A 19262-nucleotide genomic window follows, 5' to 3' on the forward strand; every position below is an offset into this window, starting at 1 on the left:
CATTGCCGATTCCGCTCTGGGTCACCCGCACGGGTGACCCAGAGCGGAATCGGGAGGCTCGCCAGAGCGAGATTCGGATCCTGTTCGCATTCGACCCGGTGCGCCGGGCGGTGTTGCTGGTTGCCGGTGACAAGGCCGGGAACTGGCAGCGCTGGTATGACTGCAATATCCCGCTCGCCGAGAAGCGTTACCAGGCGCACCTCGCCGAACTCGAGACCAGGGAGTACGAATGAGCAGCGTCAGCTGGGAGGAGACCAAGCGCAAGCTTCACGAGCGCAGGAAGGCCGCCGGCCTGCCGGTGCGGTCCCCGGAGGAGAAACAGGCTGCAATGGACCGGCTGATGGCCGAGGTCCGTGCTTACCGGCTTGCCGAGATCCGGCAGGAGCAGTCGCTGACTCAGAAGGACGTTGCCAAGACGATGGGCGTCTCGGCCCCGCGGGTGTCGGCAATCGAACATGGCGACGCCGACCGGACCGAGGTCGCCACGTTGCGGTCCTATGTGGAGGCGCTTGGGGGCCGTCTAAGGGTGGTCGCAGACTTCGGGGACACTGAATACACCGTAGCCTGAGGCGACGGGCCGACTTGTCGCCACTCGGCTTGCCCGCGGAGCACTCCGCCCGCTGGCTGGTGCACACTGCGTTCGAAAACACAGGCCGGCGTGCCAGTCCCGCTCCGGATCGCCTATGTCGCATACGCTGCGAAGACGCCCAGCCTGGCGTCCTTGACAACGCGTACGCACAACGGAATGCCGCCCGGTGGCGGCTCTTCACGTCGGCCCGGATGGCGTAGCTGCCGGATGCAGGGAGGGGTGTGGCATGAGGTCCCCAGGCGTGCACCTACGGGAGATCACCGACGACAACCGGGATGCCGTTCGCGCCCTCCGCGTCCGACGTGACCAGAAGCAGTTCGTCGCCTCCGTGTCCAAGTCGCTCAAGGAGGCGGCAAAGAAGCCGGAGGCCAATCCCTGGTACCGCGCCGTGTACCGCGGCGACAAGCCAGTCGGCTTCGTGATGCTGTCGTGGAAACCGCAGGCTGGTCCTTTCGAAGGGCGGCACTTCCTCTGGCGCCTCCTCGTCGACAAGCGGTACCAGAGGCGAGGGATCGGCCGAGATGCGCTCACGCAGATCGCCGCCCTGGTTCGCGCGGACGGTGCCACCGAACTGCTGACCAGCTATGAGCCCGGCGACGGCGAGCCGTGGCCCTTCTACCAGAAGTTCGGGTTCGAGCCCACCGGGGAGATCGACGACGGCGAGATCGTTCTGCGGCTCACCTTCCCCGCTCGGTGAACTCCTACGGGAAGCCCCGGGTGGATTGCAAATAGCGTGAATCAGCGAAGCATGACGACTGGCCGTCCTTCTACGACCCGACGGACACCGGGCTTCGGTGCGGTCCCATCGCGAGGTGAGCCGCCTTGCGCTCTTGGATAAGGTGCGGTTCCGATACCGGAGTTCACCGTGGGGGATCTGAGCAGATGAGCGTTCGGCAGCCTGAACAGGACAACGTGTTCAAGCCGTTGGAGCACGACGATCCGCAGGCCGTGGCCGGGTACCGGCTCGCCGCACGCCTCGGCGCCGGCGGCATGGGCAAGGTGTATTTGTCCTACACCCCGGGCGGGCGGCCCGTCGCCATCAAAGTGATCCGGCCCGACTTCAGCCAGGACCCCGAGTTCCGGCAGCGCTTCGCACAGGAGGTGCACGCCGCGCAACGGGTGCAGGGCCTGTACACCGCCCCCGTCATCGACGCCGACACGGAGGCCGCCCAGCCGTGGCTCGCCACGGCGTACGTCCCCGGACCCTCGCTCGCCGAGGCGGTCATCGCGCACGGCGCGCTGCCCCTGGAGGCCGTGCTTCTGCTGGTCGCCGGCATCGCCGAGGCGCTGCACGTCATCCATGGCGCGGGAATCGTGCACCGCGACCTCAAGCCGTCGAACGTCCTGCTCGCCGCCGACGGTCCGCGCGTCATCGACTTCGGTATCGCCCGCGCCGCCGACGCCACCTCGCTCACCAGCAGCGGGGTCACCATCGGTACGCCGTCGTTCATGGCACCGGAGCAGGCTGCGGGGGCGAAGGTCACCCCGGCGACCGACATCTTCGCGCTCGGCCAGGTCGCGGCGTACGCGTCGACCGGGGCGCCCGCCTTCGGCGAGGGCACCTCGCACGGCGTGCTCTACCGCATCGTCCACGAGGAGCCCGACCTCAGCGGTGTGCCGGAGCGGCTGCGGGAACTCGTCACGCGCTGCCTTGCCAAGGACCCGGAGGCCCGGCCCTCGACCGCCGAGATCATCAGGATCTGCCAGGCCGCGAACGCCGAGACCGTTCTGCGGCGACCCGAGGACTGGCTGCCGAGCGCGGTGGCGGCGGACATCACCGGACGCACGGCCGCGCCCGCGCCCGCGTCGGTGACCAGCGTGGGGACACCTCCGATGCCGCCCGCCACTCCCGCCACCCCGGCCGCGTACGTTCCCACCACGCCCGTCGCCCCGACCACGCCGCCGCCGGGCTTTGGGCCCGCCCCGACGTCCGCGCCGACCCCCTCCCCGGCCCCCGGCTACACACCGATGCAGCCGGGTCCGCATACCCCCGCGCCCGGTTACGGTTCGGGTCCGCACACTCCCGCGCCCGGTTACGGTTCGGGTCCGCATACCCCCGCGCCCGGTTACGGTTCGGGTCCGCACACTCCCGCGCCCGGTTACGGTTCGGGTCCGCATACCCCCGCGCCCGGTTACGGTTCGGGTCCGCATACCCCCGCGCCCGGTTACGGTTCGGGTCCGCATACCCCCGCGCCCGGTTACGGTTCGGGTCCGCATACCCCCGCGCCCGGCTACGGTCCCGGCCCGAACGTCCCTGTGCCGGTCCCCGCATACTCCGGCGGTGCGCGCAGGGGAGCCGCCCTCGCCGTCATCGGCGTGCTGCTCCTGGGGGCCGTGGCCAGTTGCACGGTGTACGCAGTGATCTCGGAGAACGGAAGCAGAAAGCACAACCAGTCGAGGGGCGGTAACACTTCCACGGGTGGCGTCACCGGGTCGGGCGAGCCGTCGGCCGCCGCCAAGACCCCGCCGAAGGCCGACCCGCCCGTCAAGTACAGCGGTATCGACCTGACCAGCGGATACGACCTGTCCCTCTCCGACGAACCGGTTACACCGCGGCAGTCCGACGGAGACATCGGGTACAACTCCGTCGGGGCGTTGGAGTCGGCGGGCGGGGCACAGATGGTCCTCCTCCAGGGTGGCCAGCAGGGCTCACTGGAGACCTGCCGGACCGAGACGCGCTTCACGACGTACATCGAGAGGGACAAGATCTCCGCAGGCGCCCGGATCTGCCTGCAGACCAGCGCGGGCAACGTCGGCCTTGTCACGGTCAAGAGCTTCAGCCCGGAGTCGGACCCGAGCAACTACATCAAGCTTGATCTCACGGTCTGGCGCAAGGCGCTGGAAGTCGACACGTCGAACTGAGACTCCTTGTTCGCACAGTGGCCCTGCGGGACGGTGGAAGCTGCCCGGTGCGTCTGCTTGTTCATACCGTGTGAGCTGGGCACGGCAGAAGCCTGAGTCCGCGAATCACGACGGTCGGCCGTCGTTCTACGACCCGAAGGACACCGACCCGGTCGAACTGATCGAGGACCGCTCCCTGGGCGTGGTCCGCACGGAGGTGCGCTGCTCCCGCTGCGGCTCCCACCTGGGCCACGTCTTCGACGGGGCGAGCACCCCCGGCGCCGGGCGGCCCTTGAGGTGGGACTCACCTGTGGCGTACCGGGCATGCACGGGGTGCCGCAGGGGCGGCACCCCGGGGGAACGGCTGACCGTGTTCTCGTATCAGGCGCCGACACGCTCGAGCGCAGGCAGGAACTGATCGTAGAAGCTCACCTTGATACGGAGAGCCTGCTCCTCCAGTTGCTTGAAACAGTCGGTCGATTCCTCCTTGGCGAGGAGTTCGGTCACCCGCGTGGCCAGGCGATCGGAGTGGGTGCCGGACAGCAGGGAGACCGTCGTCAGGGGGCGTGTCTTCGCGTCGTGGACGTGGTGCGGATAGTAGAAGAGTGAGCGGTTCTCACCGTCGCGTGTCAGCAGCGGCCTCATCCGCTCCCACAACCGTCCGTACTCGACGGAGACCAGGATCTCGCCCCAGAATCGCAGGATCGTCAGCAGCCGCAGGTCGGCGTTGTCATGGGTACCCGAGTCGGCGATCAGCTCGAAGGCGTCGTCGATGGCCCGCTTCGTCGTGGCCGTCGGCCTCGATCCGACCAGGGCCGCTCGGGAGACTCCGAGCCGGCGCAGATCCTCCGTCATGTCCTCACGGTGCGAGCGCGTGTGTCCGTGTCCGTCCGGGTACTCCTCGCGCAGGATGATGCGGGCGATCCGCAGCCCGGCCTCGTCGCGCAGCAGGTCGATCGCCAGGTCATAGGCCGGGGTGAACGCCAGCGACACGAAGCGGCGCTGGAGCAGGACCGCGGCGAAGTCGTCGTCCGACAGCCGCGTGATGTTCGCCAGTACCGGATGCTCCTTGAACCGCTCGATCAGTGTGTCCTCGTACTCGTCCAGATCTCGCATGGCCGCACCTTTCCATGGGTCACAAGCTGATGGTTCTGATCGACGCTCGCCAGTCGCGGAGATCCACATCGCTGCCGATGCTCCACAGCGTGCTCAGCTCGCGCTGGACTTCCTGGCCCATCACGGTGTCGCCGCCGTCGATCTCGATCTGGGTCGAGTCGATGGCGAGTTGGCCGTGCAGGAACGAACTGACCAGGAAGTGCTCGTCGGCCTTGTAGACGGCGATGGACGGCAGGGAGTTGTACACCCGTACCTGGAGCCGCGCCCGGTCCTCCGCCCGAATCCCCAGGCGGAGCTCCGCGAGGCCGGCCAGGCACCCTTCCACGCTCGCCCGCACGTCCGCCGCCAGGGCGGGATCCCGCACCGTCCTCAGGGCCTCGTCGCGCAGCCCCGCCACGGGCGACGACGGGTGCAGCAGCATGATGCGTACAGGTACCCGATGGTCGACGATCGCCTTCTCCAACGCCTGCTTGAGATGGTGCAGGTTGGGGATCCAGGTCTGGAGGATGGCCACCTCCTCCCCGGCTCCTTCCGCGAACCCGATGAACACCTCTTCGGGAAAACGCCTGTGCACCCTGACCAGGCCGCCGTAGTGCTCCTGCCTGAGCCGCCGCGCGACGACGTCGATGTCCAGCTTGGAGAGCTGCGCCTGGAGATTGCCGTCCAGCCGGGAGAGCTGCGCCTGGACATCGTCGAGTTTCTTGAGACGGTCGATCTCCAGCAGGAGGAACACCGTGACCGTGCTCAGGATGAGCAACGTGACCTTGGGAAGCGCGCCCCCGGGCGCCAGCGCGTCGAGCCACCCGAAGAGGTCGGCGAGCAGCACCACGATGCCCGACACGGCCATCAGCGCCAGTGCGATCCGCTCCGCCTGATAGCGAACATTGCTGCTCATGCCACTCCAGCCCCCGTCCCCTGCCCGCGCCCCGGCCCCCGATCGGCGACGACCGTACACCCCGGCACTGTCGGTGAGGGGGCGTTCAAGGAAAGAGCATCGGCGCCTCCGGTCACGGCCCGCGCTTGCGCACCTCCTCCGGCTGCCTGTACGGCCGAACGGGTGGGTCAAGGGCGCGTGGCCGCAGGTTCTGGCCTTCGGCAGGGAATGCCTCGATCGGTTACTGAGCGTGGTGATACGGGAGGAGCGAGCAGTGAGGTGGCCCGGCCGCCGCAAAGCCGAAAGCCCTCGTGCGGCGCAATCGAGCCGCTCGGGGCTGCAGATTCCTGCTCCGCCCGTATGGATGCGCTGGCTCCCGGCCTTGTACGTCGCGGCAGTCCTGGTCCTCGAACCGATTACTCCGGTCCAGTGGCCGGTGAGCTTTCTGCTCGTCGCGCTCCCTGTGGTCGCCGCCTTCGCACACGGCCCCGCCACCGTCGCCGCCGTCACGATCTTCGCCGTCGCGTTCGAGGGTGTCCTGGCCGGCACCCCGTGTTGTGCGGGCCGCGCGGTGGGCTACCTGTGGGAGCGCCATTACGTGGCCGCCTACATCTCCACCGCCCTGGTCGGCGTCCTCGGCACGATTCTGGCCGCCCACCGAACGCGCCGGGAACGCACCCTCGCCACCGTGCGCTCCGTGGCCGAGACCGCGCAACGCGTGCTGCTGCGCCCGGTACCCCACCGCCTCGGCCAGGTCTCCGTGGAAACCCTCTACCTGTCCGCATCCGCGGAGGCACGCATCGGTGGCGACCTGTACGAGGCGGTGCCGACCGCGCACGGAGTCCGCCTTCTCATCGGCGACGTCCGGGGCAAAGGCCTGGACGCGGTGGAGACAGCCGCGACGATGCTCGGCGCCTTCCGCGAGGCCGCCTTCGACGAGCCCGATCTGGCCGGAGTGGCACGCCGAGTCGAGAGAAGCATGAGCCGCAGAGCGGCGCAGCTCCCGGGCAGCGACGTGGAGGAACGCTTCGTCACCGCGGTGTTCGTCGAGATCCCCGACCGGGAACTCGTGGCCCGCATCCTCAACTGCGGCCACCCGCCGCCCCTGCTCATCGGTCGCGGCGGGGTCACCGAGCTGAACCCGACCGAACCCGCACCGCCCATCAACCTCGGCGTTCTGCTCGGGGGCGACTACCACGTGGACGTGGAGCCCTTCCGCCCCGGCGACCAGCTGCTTCTGTACACCGACGGCGTGACCGAGACACGCGACCGCACCGGAGCCTTCTACCCACTCACCGAGCGCGTCCGGGCATGGGCGGACCTCCCGCCCCGCGAGCTCCTCGACCACCTGCACCAGGACCTGCTCGCCTACAGCGAGGAGAGCCTCGTCGACGACACCGCAGCCCTGGCGGCGTACCGCCTCCCCGGTGACACTCCCTGAGGCAGAGCTGCCCTGTCCCGGCTCGATGACATCGACCGGGAAGAACCGGACGGGCGCCGCCGGCCCTCCCGCCTCGCCGCCGCCCGGCTCGGCGGCGCCGAACGGGCCCGCGAGCGCCCGGGCCTGGGGCGCGGGGCCCGCCCGGCCGGCGGCCAGTCCTGCCGCCGCGACGGAACCGATGGCGGCATGCGGCGGGCTGCCGCTCGCGCTGCGGGTCACCGGGGAGTGTTGACCCCGTCCGGCCCGCCGCCCAGAGCAGCAAGTCGTGGGCGAGCGGGGCAGCACCACCCTCGGATCGGACGGCCATGGGTTCCCCGTCGTGCCGGCCAAGGTGCTGCCCGAGTACTACTGCAGCGGCGCCATCCCCCACTCGGACCCGTTGTACGCAAGTGAAGGGTCAGCCGAGGTTGCGGACCGCCTGGTAGTAGGTCCAGGCCGTCCCGTCGCACGACGACTTCTTGACGCCGGTGTAGGCCGAGCAGACCCGCTTGAGGTCCGCGTAGAACGCATCGTCGAGGCGGACCTTGTTGGTGCTGAAGGTGCCGGCTGCCTTGTAGTTGCGGTAGCCGAAGTCATGACGGACACAGGAGTTCTTGAAGGGGAAGCCAAAAGGGTTGTCGGGGGAGGTCGTGCAGTAGTCGGTGGACCAGTCGAAGCCGTAGGCGCTCCAGGCGCTCTGGTTGGCGCGGGCTGCGAAGAAGGCGTTGTAGCTGGTGGCGCTGGTCTGGGTCCAGCTGCTGAGGACCGCGTTCTTGTCAGCGGGGGCGGCCTGCGCCGAAGTGGCGGGCAGCAGGACGGCGGTGACGGCGAGGGCAGCGGTGGCCAGCGGGGCGGCGATACGGGGGCGCATGGGCGTGTCCTCCGAAGGGGGGTCGCCTCGGCGGGATTTGCCGGGGGCGGCCCACAGCATGCGCCACTGGCCTCCGCCGCATATATGCCGCGTCTATATGGGGTGGTCGTACCGGGGGCCGTTGCTCCACCTCGGCCGGCTGGTTGGGCCGGGCCTGCCGGGGGAACGTTCGGTTCTGTGGATATGTTGGTCAAGTGATCGGTGAGACCGGCCAGTTGAGTCGGCTGGTCCACCCCTGTACAGCCGGTTCGGGTCGAGTGTCGAAGGGGTACGTCCGTGGAGCCTGTGACAGCCGAACTCCTCATGGCCCTGGCGAGCGGGGCCGCGGGAGCCGCCGGGCAGAGCTTGTGGGAGCGGCTTCGTGGGCTCGTACGAAGAGAGGCTTCCGCAGGTGAGGGCGCAGACCGGCAGGCCGCCGAAGGTGAGTTGGTCGCGCTCGACGAGGACACCGGAAACACCCTGCGCGCCCGCGAACTCGCCGACGCCCTCGCCCTGCGCGCCCGTCAGGACCCGGCCTTCGCGGAGGCGCTCGAGCTGTGGCGCCAGGAGGCCGAGCGGGTCCACAGCGGTGGGGGCGGCGGTGACATGCACCAGGAGGTATCGGGCGGCACCCAGCGCAATGTCGTCTTCACCAGGGACGTACACGGTTCGATCAACCTGGACTGAGGGGCGCGGCAGTGAAGCACAGGGGCGCCGACGGCTTTCATCAGGAGATTTCCGGCGGCACACAGCAGAACGCCCTCTTCACGCGAGATATCCAGACCGTGGAGATCCACGGGGATTACGTGATCCATTCGGGCTCCGGTCCTGCCGTGTCCTCGCGCCGCCTAGCCGGCCTACTCGCCCACCTCGGCATCGCGCTCCTCGGGTTCTTCCTCCTCTTCGCCCGCCCCGAACTGCCCCTCCCTGAACGGTTCGACCCGGGCCCGGTCAGCGGCGGGTGGCTGCTGGTCGCCGGCGCGATCGTCCTCGATGCCGGTACAAGGGTGAGCGCCATGGTCTCCCGGCGCCGCCGCGCCGTCTGGCGGTCGGAGAAGAATCTGTCGCGCGCGGTCGAAGCCCTGGCCGAGGGCCTCGCCTTCCGATATGACCAGGACGAACGGCTGACGAGAATCAACGACCCGTATCCGCTCGACGTGAGCTGGACGACCGAGTCGGAACACCCGGAAACCATCGGGGCCACCGACCCGGAACCCGGCGCCGACTCCGATTCCGACGATGATTCCGCCTCCATCGCGGACTGCTTCGTCTCCACCCCTTCCCGGCGCCTCGTCGTCCTCGGCGGTGCGGGCGCCGGCAAGTCCGTTCTCGTCCTGCGCCTCGCGCACGAGCTCCTGCGCCGGCGTACCCGCGGCTCCCAGGACCCCGTACCCGCCGTGGTCTCCCTGGCGTCCTGGGATCCGGGGCAGGGCCTGCTGGGGTGGCTGGCCGGGCAGTTGGCGGCCGAGTATCCGGATGCCTGCACGCCGGTCGCGGGTGCACCCCCGGTCGATGTCGCCTTCCATCTGCTGCTGACCCGGAGAGTCCTGCCCGTACTCGACGGCTTCGACGAACTGCCCGACCACCGGCGCGCGGACGCCTTCCAGCAGATCACGGAGACGATGGTGGGCCGCCGCCCGTTCGTCCTCACCAGCCGCGAGCCCGAGTACCGGGAACACGCCCCGGATGAGGGCGTGTTCGAGCGCACCGAGATCCGACTGAGCCCACTGAGCGACGACGCGGTACGGGCGTACCTCAGCCCGGGACGGACCCGTACCCGCTGGACTCCGGTACTCGACCGGCTCGGCGACCGCTCCGCCGACACGCCCGAGGTACGGCGGCTGCGGGACGCCTTGAGCGTGCCGCTCATGGCGGGCCTCGCCCGGGTCGCGTACGCGCGCGGGGACACGGACCCGGGGGAGCTGCTGGAGCCCGGCAGATTCGACGACCGGCGGGACATCGAGCGGCATCTGTACGACGCCTTCCTCGATGTCGTCTACAGCGTCTCGCACGACGTACGGGCCGCCCACGGCGGATGGACGCCGGAACGTGCGCGCGCAGGGGTGGCGTTCCTCGCCGCGCGGATGAAGGAGGAGGGCGAGCAGGACCTCGCCTGGTGGAAGCTAGACGAGATGGTGCCACGGGCCGTGCGCGCGCTCACGCTGGTGCCGGCGTTCGTCGTGGGCGCACTGCTGGTCGCACAGATCGAGTTCGGACCGCCCTGGTGGGGCACATGGCTGCCACTGCCGGGTGCGTTCGCGCTGCTGTGCGGCCTGGTGCTGACGGCGGCGGCGGCTGCTGCTCCGGCCGCTTGGCAGTCCCCGCCGCTCCGCCCGACCCGGCCCGGCGGGACCAAGATCCGCGCGGTGCTCGGCCGGCGCGCGGTTCAGGTGAAGGCGGTTCTCGCGTCGCTCGGACTGGCGGCGGGCTGGGCCACCGTGCTGGCCGCCGACGTCGTGAGCCCCTTGCTCATGACGGCGGCGACAGTGTGGGCCTTGTGGGTGTACGGAGGGCGGGTCATCGTCTTTGTCTGGCGCAGTTCCGACCCGGCGCTGGCCGACACTCCGGCCGAGCTGCTGCGCGCCGACCGGCGAGGGGTCCTGACCCTCGGCTGGTTCGTACCGGCCAGAGAGGAGGTGCAGGAAACCCCGCTGGCTGTGTTGGTGCTGCCGGTCGCAATGCTCGCGGCCTGGCAGATGTTCGCCGGTTCGGACGTCGTCACCGCTCGCGACTGGTTCCTTCTGGCCATCGGGCTGCCGCTCGCCTGGATGCTGTATTCCTTCGGCGCGTCCGCGTGGGGCGGTTTCACCGTCGCGCGCCTGTACTTCTGGGCCACGGGCAGGCTGCCCCGGCAGCTCATGGCGTTCTTGGAGGACGCCCACGCGCGCGGGGTGCTGCGCCAGTCCGGCGGTGTGTACCGCTTCCGGCACATCGAGCTGCGGGACCGGCTGGCGCAGGGCGCGGGTGGCGGCGCGGACACGAGCGGGCGCAGCCGTGGGCGCCTCGGCGCGCCGGGCGACGTGCCGGCCACACTGCTTGCGATGGCCACCGTGCTGGCACTGCTGACAGTCGCCTCCGGAGCCGTGATCGCGGGTTCGCTGCCGGCGCCGTTCCGCTCGCTGCCCGCTGCCTGCGGGCTGCTTGCGCAACAGGACATCGACCGGCTGATGACGGATCCCGCGAAGCTCGCCGTCGCGGACGGCCGGGAGTGCAGCGTGGGCGAGCAGGCGCCGTTCTCCCGGAATACCCGGATCAGCGTCCAGACCCGGCTGGAAACCGGGGAGAACCGCTACAAGACGGGGGCGATCAAGGCGCAGATGGCTTACAGGACGGCGCATGTCACGATGAAGCGATGGGCGACGGCGCCCACGCGCCACGGTGTCTACCGTGAGCTGACCGGATTCGGCGACGAGGCCTACCTGGCGGGCCTGCCCAATTCGGCTAGCGAGATCTGCAAGGTCAGTCCGCCGAGCGGGTGCGCCCAAGTCGGCGTACGCGTCGGCAACGCGGTCCTGTACGTCGTCTACGAGGAGGAGTTCGCATCCCTCGACCGGGTCGGCGAGGTCGCCCACATCCTGGCCCGGGAGGCAGCGCGCCGTGCCGGGCTCACGGGCGGGGCACGTTCCACCAGCAAGGCGGAGGGGGCCGAAAGTACGCAGATCAGCGAACGGTCGCTCGCTGATCTGCCACCCCCGACGAAGACACCGGCGAAGGACAACCGGTTCGTGTACTACTCCCGTCGCCCCGCGCAGTCGGTGTACGGAGCGACCTGGGCGGGTGACGAGTGGTCCTATCTCTGGAATCTCTGGCGGTTCCCCTTCGTGTTCCGGGCCCCGAAGCACCTCGACTGCGAGCGCAAGGACGTCGACGACCCGATCACGTACACCTGCAAGAGCAAACGCGAGCATGTGAAAGCGGGGTTCCTGCCCGATCTGCGCCTCGAATTCCGGTCCCACTACTGCGGAAGCTCATGCAGTGACCAGGAGACGGACGCGTTTCTGCGCGGCATTCCCGACCATGCACAGACCTCGTGGACGAAGGCCGACGACTCCACGTACTACGCGACGGATCGGTCCGGCGACCCGGACCGCTACCGCATGGCGATGAAGCGTTACTGGGACTGGCCGGACAAGAGCGCGCATGCCCAGCACGCCTTCCTGCTCTGGGTCAGGGTCGACATCCCGGAGGAGCATGACGACCTGGCCCAGAAGATCGTGAACGACATGTTCGCGCAGACCGGCGGCTTCCGCGAGGTGAAGTCGGACTGAGCAGGGCAGAAGGCCGGACGCCCACGCCCCGCCCTCTGTCAGGCCCCGGCGGAGTACGCGACGAAGCTCGTCCAGGCGGTGGGGGAGAGGGCGAGCTGCGGGCCCTGCTGGTCCTTGGAGTCGCGGACATGAACGGTGGCGGGGCAGGAGGCGACCTCGACACAGTCGTCGCCGTCGCCGCTGCTGTAGCTGGACTTGCGCCAGGAGAGGGCGACCTCCACGCAATCGCCGTCGCCGCCGCTGCTGTAGCTGCTCTTGAACCAGGCCAGATCGGTTGTGCTCATAGCGCACCTCGCATCCGCTGCAGCAGGCTCACGGAGTCTTCGAAGGAGAGAGCCTGTGAGCGCATCCTGGCATATCGGCTCTGGAGCACGCTGATCTCTTTTGCATCGGAGATGAACTGGCCGCCACGCTGTCCCTCGCAGTAGGCGAACCACCGGTTCTCCGGGGTCTCCAGCAACTGCATGGGACCATCCAGCCCGGCATGCGACTCCCGCACCAGCGGCATGACCTGGATCTCGACGTTCCGTAGCTCGGCCAGGTCCAGCACATGGTCGATGAGCTCCCGCGTGACCTCGACCCCGCCCGTACGGCGCAGGAAGAGCTGCTCCTCAAGGATGAAGCCGAACGCCGTGTTCGGCCGCTCCCGCAGCAGCCGTTGTCGCTCCGCCCGGGCCACCCACTGGGCCTCGATCTGCTCGTCGCCCAGAGGTGGCAACTGATTCGTGAACAGCGTCCGCGCGTATGCCTCCGTCTGCAACAGGCCCGGAATCAGGCGGCACTCGTATGTGTACAGCGTGATCGCCGTCGCCTCCAGCCGCGCCCACTGCCGGAACCACGCCGCCAGCCCCGGCTGACGCGACAGATGCGGCGCGGCCTTCCGCAGCGCACCCGTGTTGCCGAGGGCCTCATCGGCCCGTTCCACGAAGGCGGTCTCCGGCATGCGCCGCCCCTGCTCGATCGACGCCACGGTGTGTTTGGAGTACCGCACCAGTGGCGCGAACTCCTCCCGGCTGAGCCGCGCGTGCTCGCGCAACGCCTGGACCACCGCACCGAAGGTCCTCAGACTGTCCGACGACTCCGGTTCCATGCCGTCCGCCATGTCCGGCCACCTCCCGCGCACCCGCCCCGATGCCCACTCCCGACTCCGTCCATGGTGGCGGGTCATCATGCGTACCGTCCACTCTGTGTGTACGTACGCGTACACAGAGTACGCACCGTGAGCCTGGAGTAACTCCGGGTCCGGCCGTCACATTGGGCTCATGACGCCAAGCCGTACCCACCAACAGCCCGCTGCCGTGAGTGTGTTCACGCAGCGATTCAGTTCCACCCCGCGCGGCGCCCGCCTCGCCCGGCACCTGGCGCTCCACCGGCTCGACAGCTGGGGCATCGCGTACGGCACCGAAGCGTCGGACACCATCGCCGTGCTCGTCGCCGAGCTGGCGGCCAACGCCGTGACCCACGGCCGCGTACCCGGCCGGGACTTCGAGCTGAGGCTCGTCCACACCCCGGGCACCCTCACCGTCGAGGTCTCCGACACCCGCGACGACCGCCGCCCGCCGGGGCCCGAGGAGATCACCGCGCCGGAGCCCGGCTCCGAGAGCGGCCAGGGGCTGGTCCTCGTGGCCGCGCTCGCCGACCGGTGGGCGGTGCTCGACCGCGTACCCGTCGGAAAGACCGTCCGGGCGGAACTGGACCTGCCCGGGCGGTCTCCTCGCGTGGGCCTCGGTGCTCCCGCGGGATGCGTCGCTCCGGACGACGCCGGCGTCGCAGTTCGGGCGACCGGTCAGGGCGACCGCAGGCGGAGCCGTACCACCGGGCCGGCATGACCGGACGGCCACAGTCCGGTCGGCGTGCGGTCGCGCTCCCCGATCACGTAGGCCGGCGAAGCCCGCCGACGTACGTGATCGGGGAGCGGCCTGACGCCGCACGTCGTGATCACCCGTCCTGCGGGCGTCGAGCAGCCCGGCGGGTGCCCTCTGGTTGCCGGCCTCTGCCGGCGGTGATCTACTCGAGGAACAGGGCTCCCGAGCCACGACCATCCGCCGGGCGCTCGGCACGGCACGGCGCACGATGTGGCCCGGTGGCCCATCGGGGCGGACCGGAAGCGCTGCCGAGGGCGGCGTGGTCCTCCACGCCGCCGGTGACTCGTGGTCTCCCACACCGCCTGTCTCGACGCCGTGCCCTGCCCGTCGGCGGGGAGAGGACGCGTTGCATGACCTCCGAAGCGCCGAGCATCAGTACCCTTCAGCGACTCCAGGACGGAGTCACCGAAGTGGCTTCGACCGTCGGCCAGGTGGCTTCGGCCACGGGACGGGTTGCCGCAGATGTCGTACGCAACCCTGGGTCCGTGGTCGACCGTGCCCGCATGGTCCCCGCGGTTCTGCCGCTGCTCTGGCAGGCGGTGAAACCCGTTCTGACCGGGAAGGCGGCCGACTGGCGTGGCGAGTACGCGTACGCCCTCGGGCAACAGGCCTTCGTCTACGGCTTCCCGTACATCTACAACGCCCGGCTCCGCCATCAGTGGGTGACGCAGGACCGTGACCCGAAGACCGTTCCCTACGCACCCGTCAACCACTTCTGGCACGCGCAGCAGCTGATGGACGCCTCCTACCGGGACGGCGGATGCCCCAACAACGACACGCTGTACTCGATCGCGTGGGTCGATCTGCGCAAGGAACCGGTCATCCTGTCGCACCCGGACATGGGCGACAGGTACTTCACCTTCGAGCTGATCGGCATCACCTCGGACAGCATCGACTCCATCGGCCAGCGCACCACCGGATCGCAGCCCGGTCGTTTCGCGCTCGTGGGACCGGACTGGCAGGGGCAGCTGCCCGACGGCGTCCGGCGCACGGCGATCGCCACCAGCCCCTGGGCCCTGGTCCTCGGCCGGACTCTCGTCGACGGTGACGACGATGTGCCGAACGTCCACGTGCTTCAGAAGCAGTACAGGCTCACTCCGCTCCATCTGTTCGGCAAGGAGGGAGCCACGCTCCCCGAGCGACGCGACGTGCTCGAGCCCGTCGACCCGGCGCAGGACCCCCTCGGTCCATGGAAGACGCTGAACGCCATGCTGGCCGAGAACCCGCCGCCGCCGCACCACGAAGTCCTGCTGAGGCAGTTCGCAGAGATCGGCATCGGGGCCGGCCTGGACGTCGAGGAGCAGCCCGAGGCCGTCAAGCAGGCGCTGATCCGGGCCGCCACCACCGGGGTGCCCCTGCTCAGGCAGCAGATGCTCAGCGGCGACTGGGCGCGCCTGGTGAACGGCTGGCGCTATCCGCCGCCTGAGATCGGACGCTTCGGGGACGACTTCCTCAAACGCGCCGCCGACCAGTCACTGGCCGGGATCGCCGCCAACGACCCCGCCGAAGCGATCTACCTGCTGAACTACGAGGACGCCAAAGGGGACAAGCTGTCCACCGGCAGATACCTGCTGCGCTTCGGACCGGGCAACCTGCCACCCGTCGACGCGTTCTGGTCCCTCACCGCCTACGGGGAGGACATGAACCTGGTTCCCAACAGCCCCGGTCGCTACTCGATCGGTGATCGGACCCCCGGACTGATCACGGACCCCGACGGCGGGCTGACCCTGCACCTGCAGGCCAAGTCGCCGGGCCGCGACCGGGAGCCCAACTGGCTGCCGACACCCGAGCAGGGCGTCTGGTTCGTCATCCTGCGCATGTACCGTCCACGTCCGGAAGTCGTGGACGCGAGGTGGGAATGTCCTCCGCTCGACCGCCTCGTCTGAGGCCGAGGGCTCAACCGGCAGGACAAGGCCTGACAAAGTCTTGCGGCGACGTCGCCAGAGGCCCTGTCGATCACTCGACAGGGCCTCTGGCCTATGTGCACTCGGCAGGATTCGAACCTGCAACCTTCTGATCCGTAGGAGCGCGGGGTCCGTGGTCCACACGGGGTCCACTGGCTGTCTTCCGCGCCTCAGGGCCGCCCCGCTCGCTGGCACCGGTCTGGTCCCCGCCGCGAGGCGTGGAAGCGCAGAGAGGTCCACAGACTGCCCGACGCGCCGGAAGCTTACGGGGCCATGATCACTCGCGCCAAAGCAGTTCCATCCCTTCTCTGTTGCACGTCTGTGAGCGAACCACAACGGCGGGAGTAAGCCTGTCAGGAGGTCAGGATGCCGATGCCGTCCCCGAGTAGTTTCAGCCCGAGGACGAAGAACAGGACCGCCATCACGGCGACATTGTGCTGAGCTGCCCAGTCTTTCCAGTTGCCGAGCGTGGTTTTGGCTCGCTCTCCCCCGAGCAGGAAAACTCCCAGTGGGGCCAGCAGGCCGAGGGTGGCGATCAGGACGAAGATCGCCAGTGCTGCGATCTGCTGCCCTACCGGCAGGCCGGCTGAGCCGATCGCGGCCCCCGCGGCGATGGTCAGCGGGGCGTTCTTGGCGTTGAGCGCGGCCAGGGCCAGTCCGAGTGCGAAGACCTTGACCGGCGTGAGGCGGTCGATCGCGCTCATCCGCTTCGGCAGCTGGGCTTGCGAGGGATCCTTTGGGCGTCGGTGCCATTGCCGGGCGCCGAAGAGGACGAGGAACAGGCCCAGGGCGAGCTTGAGAGCTCCCACCCAGGTGGCCGGGTGGTTGTCTGCGGAGGCACCTGTGGGGGAAGCGATCGCCAGCATCACCGCGCCCAGTGCCGAGAGTCCCAGGATCCAGCCGATGGTGAAGAGGACTCCGTTGAGACGCCCCCGAGGCGTGGCGAGTATGAGGATGAGGGCGATGATCGGGAGCGGGCTGACCGCGACGGCGGCCGCGAAACCCAGTACGTCACCGAGAACTGCGCCCATGGTTGCCTCCGTGTGGGCTCAGGGTGGCGATCCGGTTGAGTAGGGCTGGGCGCGAGAGGGCGCCCCGACCGTCTCGACGGCGCAACGGGTTGGTGTGCGATCGGCTGCGCCACAGTCTTCACGGCCGTGCGCAAGTGGCTGCCGGAGAATCGGTTCCATCTTCCTGCGCCTGGCCGGATCTGTCCTCGGGAGCTTCTCGGGACAGGAGGGATCAGGCTGGACCCCGCAGTGCCGGAGTTTCCCGGGAATCCGCCCCAGGTGACCACGATGCCCAGTGCCAAGATGCACGACAGAGCATCCGTGGTGAGGATTGACATGGTGAGGGCGATGGCGCCTCATGCTCGGGCGCTTGGCGACCCTCGCACCGATCCGTGGCAGGAGAATCTCACGATGACTGCGACGACAGGTGCAACCCAGTCAGCTCACCCCGAGCGCCCGGGCAGGTCGGATGGGGTCTGCAATGAGTTCACCGTCTTCACCAAGATCAAGCCGGGCCATGCGGATGCGCTGCGTGAGGACCTCGCCACGCTCGCCGACGCGGCGGATGACGAGAAGGTCCATGCGGCGGTGCGCCAGATCGGCACCCTGCATGACGCACGGCACGTGATCTTCGACAACGACACCCGGTTTATGTTCGCCAGTGTCTTCGACGGCTCCTGGGACACCTACATCGACGACTTCGCCCAGACGGTGGTCGGGGCCCGCTTCGACAAGGTCTTCTCTCACAGCGAAGGGTTCCCCGGTGTCAAAGATCCGGGGGTGAAGGACTGGTTCGTTGCCCACCAGGAGCCCGCGGGGGTCTTCGTCAGCGCCTATCCCGATCTGACCGTTCAGCAGATCTACAAGGACCAGCGCGTGGATGACGCGTTCCAGGAGGTGCTGGACACCCCCGAGTTCCGAGCGGCGCTGGAGAACCCGGCCAACGCGGAGTTGGTGGCCACGCCTGCGTTCCAGAAGCTTTTGGAGGAAGCCTCGGCGTAGACCCCGGGCGCAGCCAACCCTCGGGGCCCACCCACCATCGGTGGACCGCGTCGGCTGGTGCGAGTCGGCCATTGCAGGGCTGTCCAGGCAGAGACCGATATGGAGACACAAGCGAGCATGAACACAGCGGACAGCAGCAGCGCGGCCGGCATGAGCGTCGACATCGACGATGTCCAGAGCGGGGCACTGCGTCCACGGCCCGTGCCCTACGAGGGGAAGTACATCCTCCTGCGCGTCGATGACCGCCATGCCGGGCGGGCCCTGCTGCGGCGGCTGCTCCCGGTGGTCTCGGGTGGTCTGCCCAGCGCGGACCGGAGTCAGGATGCCTGGGTCGCTGTGGCGGTCACCTTTCAGGGCCTGAGGGCCTTGGGGGTGCCCCAGGAGTCGCTGGACAGCTTTCCGCGGGCGTTTCGTGAGGGCATGGCCGCTCGGGCGGAGCTGATCGGCGACGTCGGCGAGAGTGCGCCGGCCCACTGGGAGGCACCGTTCGGAACCGGCGATGTCCACATCGCCTTGAGCGCCCTTTCATCCGACGCGACACAGCTGGAGAAGGAGCTGGAGCGGGCCCGCGTCGCCTACGAGGACACGCCCGGGGTCCAGGTGATCTGGCAGCAGGACGTCCACCAGCTCCCGACCGGGCGCACCACCTTCGGCTTCCGCGACGGCATCAGCCATCCGAACATCGAGGGCGTCGGACTACCCGGATCCAACCCGCAGGAAGCCCCGATCAAGGCGGGCGAGTTCATCCTCGGCTACCTCGACGAAACCGGCAATCTGCCGCCCATGCCCAGCCCCGATGTCCTGGGGCGCAACGGGACCTACGTGGCCGTTCGCAAGATCCACACCAACGTGGCGGCCTGGCGCCGGTACCTGCGCGCGAACAGCTCCAGCGCCGAGGAGGAGGCACTCCTGGCGGCGAAAATGGTCGGGCGCTGGCCGAGCGGAGCGCCGCTGACGCTGACGCCGGAACACGATGATCCGGAGCTGGCGGCCGATCCGAACCGCGTCAACAACTTCCTGTACCGGGAAAACGACGACAGAGGGTACCGGTGCCCCGCCGGTGCGCACATCCGGCGCACCAACCCCCGCGATGCCACCATCATCGGCGACGCGCGGATGCACCGCCTCATCCGCCGCGGCACCACCTATGGCCCGCCGCTGCCCGAGGGCGTGCTGGAGGACGACGGCGCCGACCGCGGTCTGGTCGGAGCATTCATCGGGGCCCACCTGGAACGGCAATTCGAGTTCATCAAGGCCGAATGGGTCAACGACGGCAACTTCATCGGCTACCCCGGCGAGAAGGACCCGGTAGCCGGGCATCACGGCGGAACCGGCACCGTCACCATCCCGGAGAAGCCGGTCCGGCGCCGCCTGCAGAACCTGCCCAGCTTCGTGGTCACCCGCGGCGGCGAGTACTGCTTCCTGCCGGGGCTGCGCGCCCTGCGCTGGCTCGCCGAACTGGAGGACTGACAGCGATTCCCACACCCTGAAGTCCGATCACGCTCTCCGAGGAGAGGTCGAAG

At 69.1% G+C, this 19262-nt stretch carries 17 protein-coding genes and 1 pseudogene; 12 read left to right on the forward strand and 6 right to left on the reverse strand.

Annotated elements, in window-relative coordinates:
* Window positions 1-2 precede the first annotated feature (2 nt).
* From ABD858_RS25475 to ABD858_RS25495, 5 genes and pseudogenes are all read left to right on the forward strand, one after another.
* Window positions 3-233 (forward strand): type II toxin-antitoxin system RelE/ParE family toxin, encoded by a 231-nt coding sequence (locus tag ABD858_RS25475; RefSeq protein WP_425586250.1) that lies wholly within the window; start codon window positions 3-5, stop codon window positions 231-233.
* A complete protein-coding gene (locus ABD858_RS25480; RefSeq protein ID WP_345041682.1) occupies window positions 230-568 on the forward strand; it encodes an XRE family transcriptional regulator in 339 nt (112 codons plus the stop codon). Before ABD858_RS25475 ends, ABD858_RS25480 begins: the two co-directional genes overlap by 4 nt.
* Before the next feature lie 247 nt (window positions 569-815).
* Window positions 816-1286 carry a GNAT family N-acetyltransferase gene (locus ABD858_RS25485; protein WP_345041683.1) on the forward strand — a complete coding sequence of 157 codons (471 nt, stop codon included), beginning with the start codon at window positions 816-818 and terminating at the stop codon, window positions 1284-1286.
* Between the two features lie 185 nt (window positions 1287-1471).
* The gene (locus ABD858_RS25490) at window positions 1472-3451 is read left to right on the forward strand and encodes a serine/threonine-protein kinase (RefSeq protein ID WP_345041684.1); all 1980 of its coding nucleotides are present in this window, start codon (window positions 1472-1474) and stop codon (window positions 3449-3451) included.
* Window positions 3452-3539: 88 nt separating this feature from the next.
* Window positions 3540-3707, forward strand: a pseudogene (locus tag ABD858_RS25495) (peptide-methionine (R)-S-oxide reductase); the annotation flags it as partial.
* A 104-nt stretch (window positions 3708-3811) separates the two neighbouring features.
* Here ABD858_RS25495 and ABD858_RS25500 read toward each other — a convergent pair.
* Both ABD858_RS25500 and ABD858_RS25505 read right to left on the reverse strand, forming a co-directional pair.
* On the reverse strand, window positions 3812-4546 hold the full coding sequence (locus ABD858_RS25500; protein ID WP_345041687.1) for a hypothetical protein: 735 nt from the start codon (window positions 4544-4546) through the stop codon (window positions 3812-3814).
* 19 nt (window positions 4547-4565) lie between these two features.
* A complete protein-coding gene (locus tag ABD858_RS25505) occupies window positions 4566-5441 on the reverse strand; it encodes a hypothetical protein (RefSeq protein ID WP_345041689.1) in 876 nt (291 codons plus the stop codon).
* Between the two features lie 343 nt (window positions 5442-5784).
* Here ABD858_RS25505 and ABD858_RS25510 point away from each other — a divergent pair, with 343 nt between their 5' ends.
* Complete coding sequence (locus tag ABD858_RS25510) at window positions 5785-6861, forward strand: PP2C family protein-serine/threonine phosphatase (RefSeq protein WP_345041692.1); 1077 nt, start codon at window positions 5785-5787, stop codon at window positions 6859-6861.
* A 397-nt stretch (window positions 6862-7258) separates the two neighbouring features.
* Here ABD858_RS25510 and ABD858_RS25515 read toward each other — a convergent pair whose 3' ends face one another.
* Complete coding sequence (locus ABD858_RS25515; RefSeq protein ID WP_345041694.1) at window positions 7259-7711, reverse strand: phospholipase; 453 nt, start codon at window positions 7709-7711, stop codon at window positions 7259-7261.
* A 276-nt stretch (window positions 7712-7987) separates the two neighbouring features.
* Between ABD858_RS25515 and ABD858_RS25520 the strand changes: the two genes are divergently transcribed.
* Window positions 7988-8377 (forward strand): hypothetical protein, encoded by a 390-nt coding sequence (locus ABD858_RS25520; protein ID WP_345041696.1) that lies wholly within the window; start codon window positions 7988-7990, stop codon window positions 8375-8377.
* Window positions 8378-8388: 11 nt separating this feature from the next.
* Window positions 8389-11958, forward strand: coding sequence for an NACHT domain-containing protein (locus tag ABD858_RS25525; protein WP_345041699.1), 3570 nt, complete (start codon window positions 8389-8391; stop codon window positions 11956-11958).
* 38 nt (window positions 11959-11996) lie between these two features.
* Here the strand turns inward: ABD858_RS25525 and ABD858_RS25530 are convergent, their stop codons facing one another.
* Entirely contained in the window at window positions 11997-12242 is a 246-nt protein-coding gene (locus ABD858_RS25530) for a DUF397 domain-containing protein (protein ID WP_345041701.1), read from the reverse strand.
* The gene (locus tag ABD858_RS25535; protein WP_345041703.1) at window positions 12239-13060 is read right to left on the reverse strand and encodes a helix-turn-helix domain-containing protein; all 822 of its coding nucleotides are present in this window, start codon (window positions 13058-13060) and stop codon (window positions 12239-12241) included. The genes ABD858_RS25530 and ABD858_RS25535 overlap by 4 nt, the downstream gene beginning before the upstream one ends.
* Window positions 13061-13220: 160 nt before the next feature.
* Between ABD858_RS25535 and ABD858_RS25540 the strand changes: the two genes are divergently transcribed.
* Complete coding sequence (locus ABD858_RS25540) at window positions 13221-13787, forward strand: ATP-binding protein (protein WP_345041706.1); 567 nt, start codon at window positions 13221-13223, stop codon at window positions 13785-13787.
* Between the two features lie 386 nt (window positions 13788-14173).
* On the forward strand, window positions 14174-15709 hold the full coding sequence (locus tag ABD858_RS25545; protein ID WP_345041708.1) for a DUF1254 domain-containing protein: 1536 nt from the start codon (window positions 14174-14176) through the stop codon (window positions 15707-15709).
* A 371-nt stretch (window positions 15710-16080) separates the two neighbouring features.
* On the opposite strand, the gene ABD858_RS25550 is transcribed toward ABD858_RS25545, so the two are convergent.
* Entirely contained in the window at window positions 16081-16758 is a 678-nt protein-coding gene (locus tag ABD858_RS25550; RefSeq protein WP_345041711.1) for a GAP family protein, read from the reverse strand.
* A 267-nt stretch (window positions 16759-17025) separates the two neighbouring features.
* On the opposite strand from ABD858_RS25550, the gene ABD858_RS25555 reads away from it, so the two are divergent.
* Window positions 17026-17739 (forward strand): hypothetical protein, encoded by a 714-nt coding sequence (locus ABD858_RS25555; RefSeq protein WP_345041713.1) that lies wholly within the window; start codon window positions 17026-17028, stop codon window positions 17737-17739.
* A gap of 117 nt (window positions 17740-17856) precedes the next feature.
* The gene (locus tag ABD858_RS25560; RefSeq protein WP_345041715.1) at window positions 17857-19209 is read left to right on the forward strand and encodes a Dyp-type peroxidase; all 1353 of its coding nucleotides are present in this window, start codon (window positions 17857-17859) and stop codon (window positions 19207-19209) included.
* Window positions 19210-19262: the final 53 nt, after the last annotated feature.

It is taken from the genome of Streptomyces sannanensis (assembly GCF_039536205.1).
Classification (GTDB): Bacteria; Actinomycetota; Actinomycetes; order Streptomycetales; family Streptomycetaceae; genus Streptomyces; species Streptomyces sannanensis.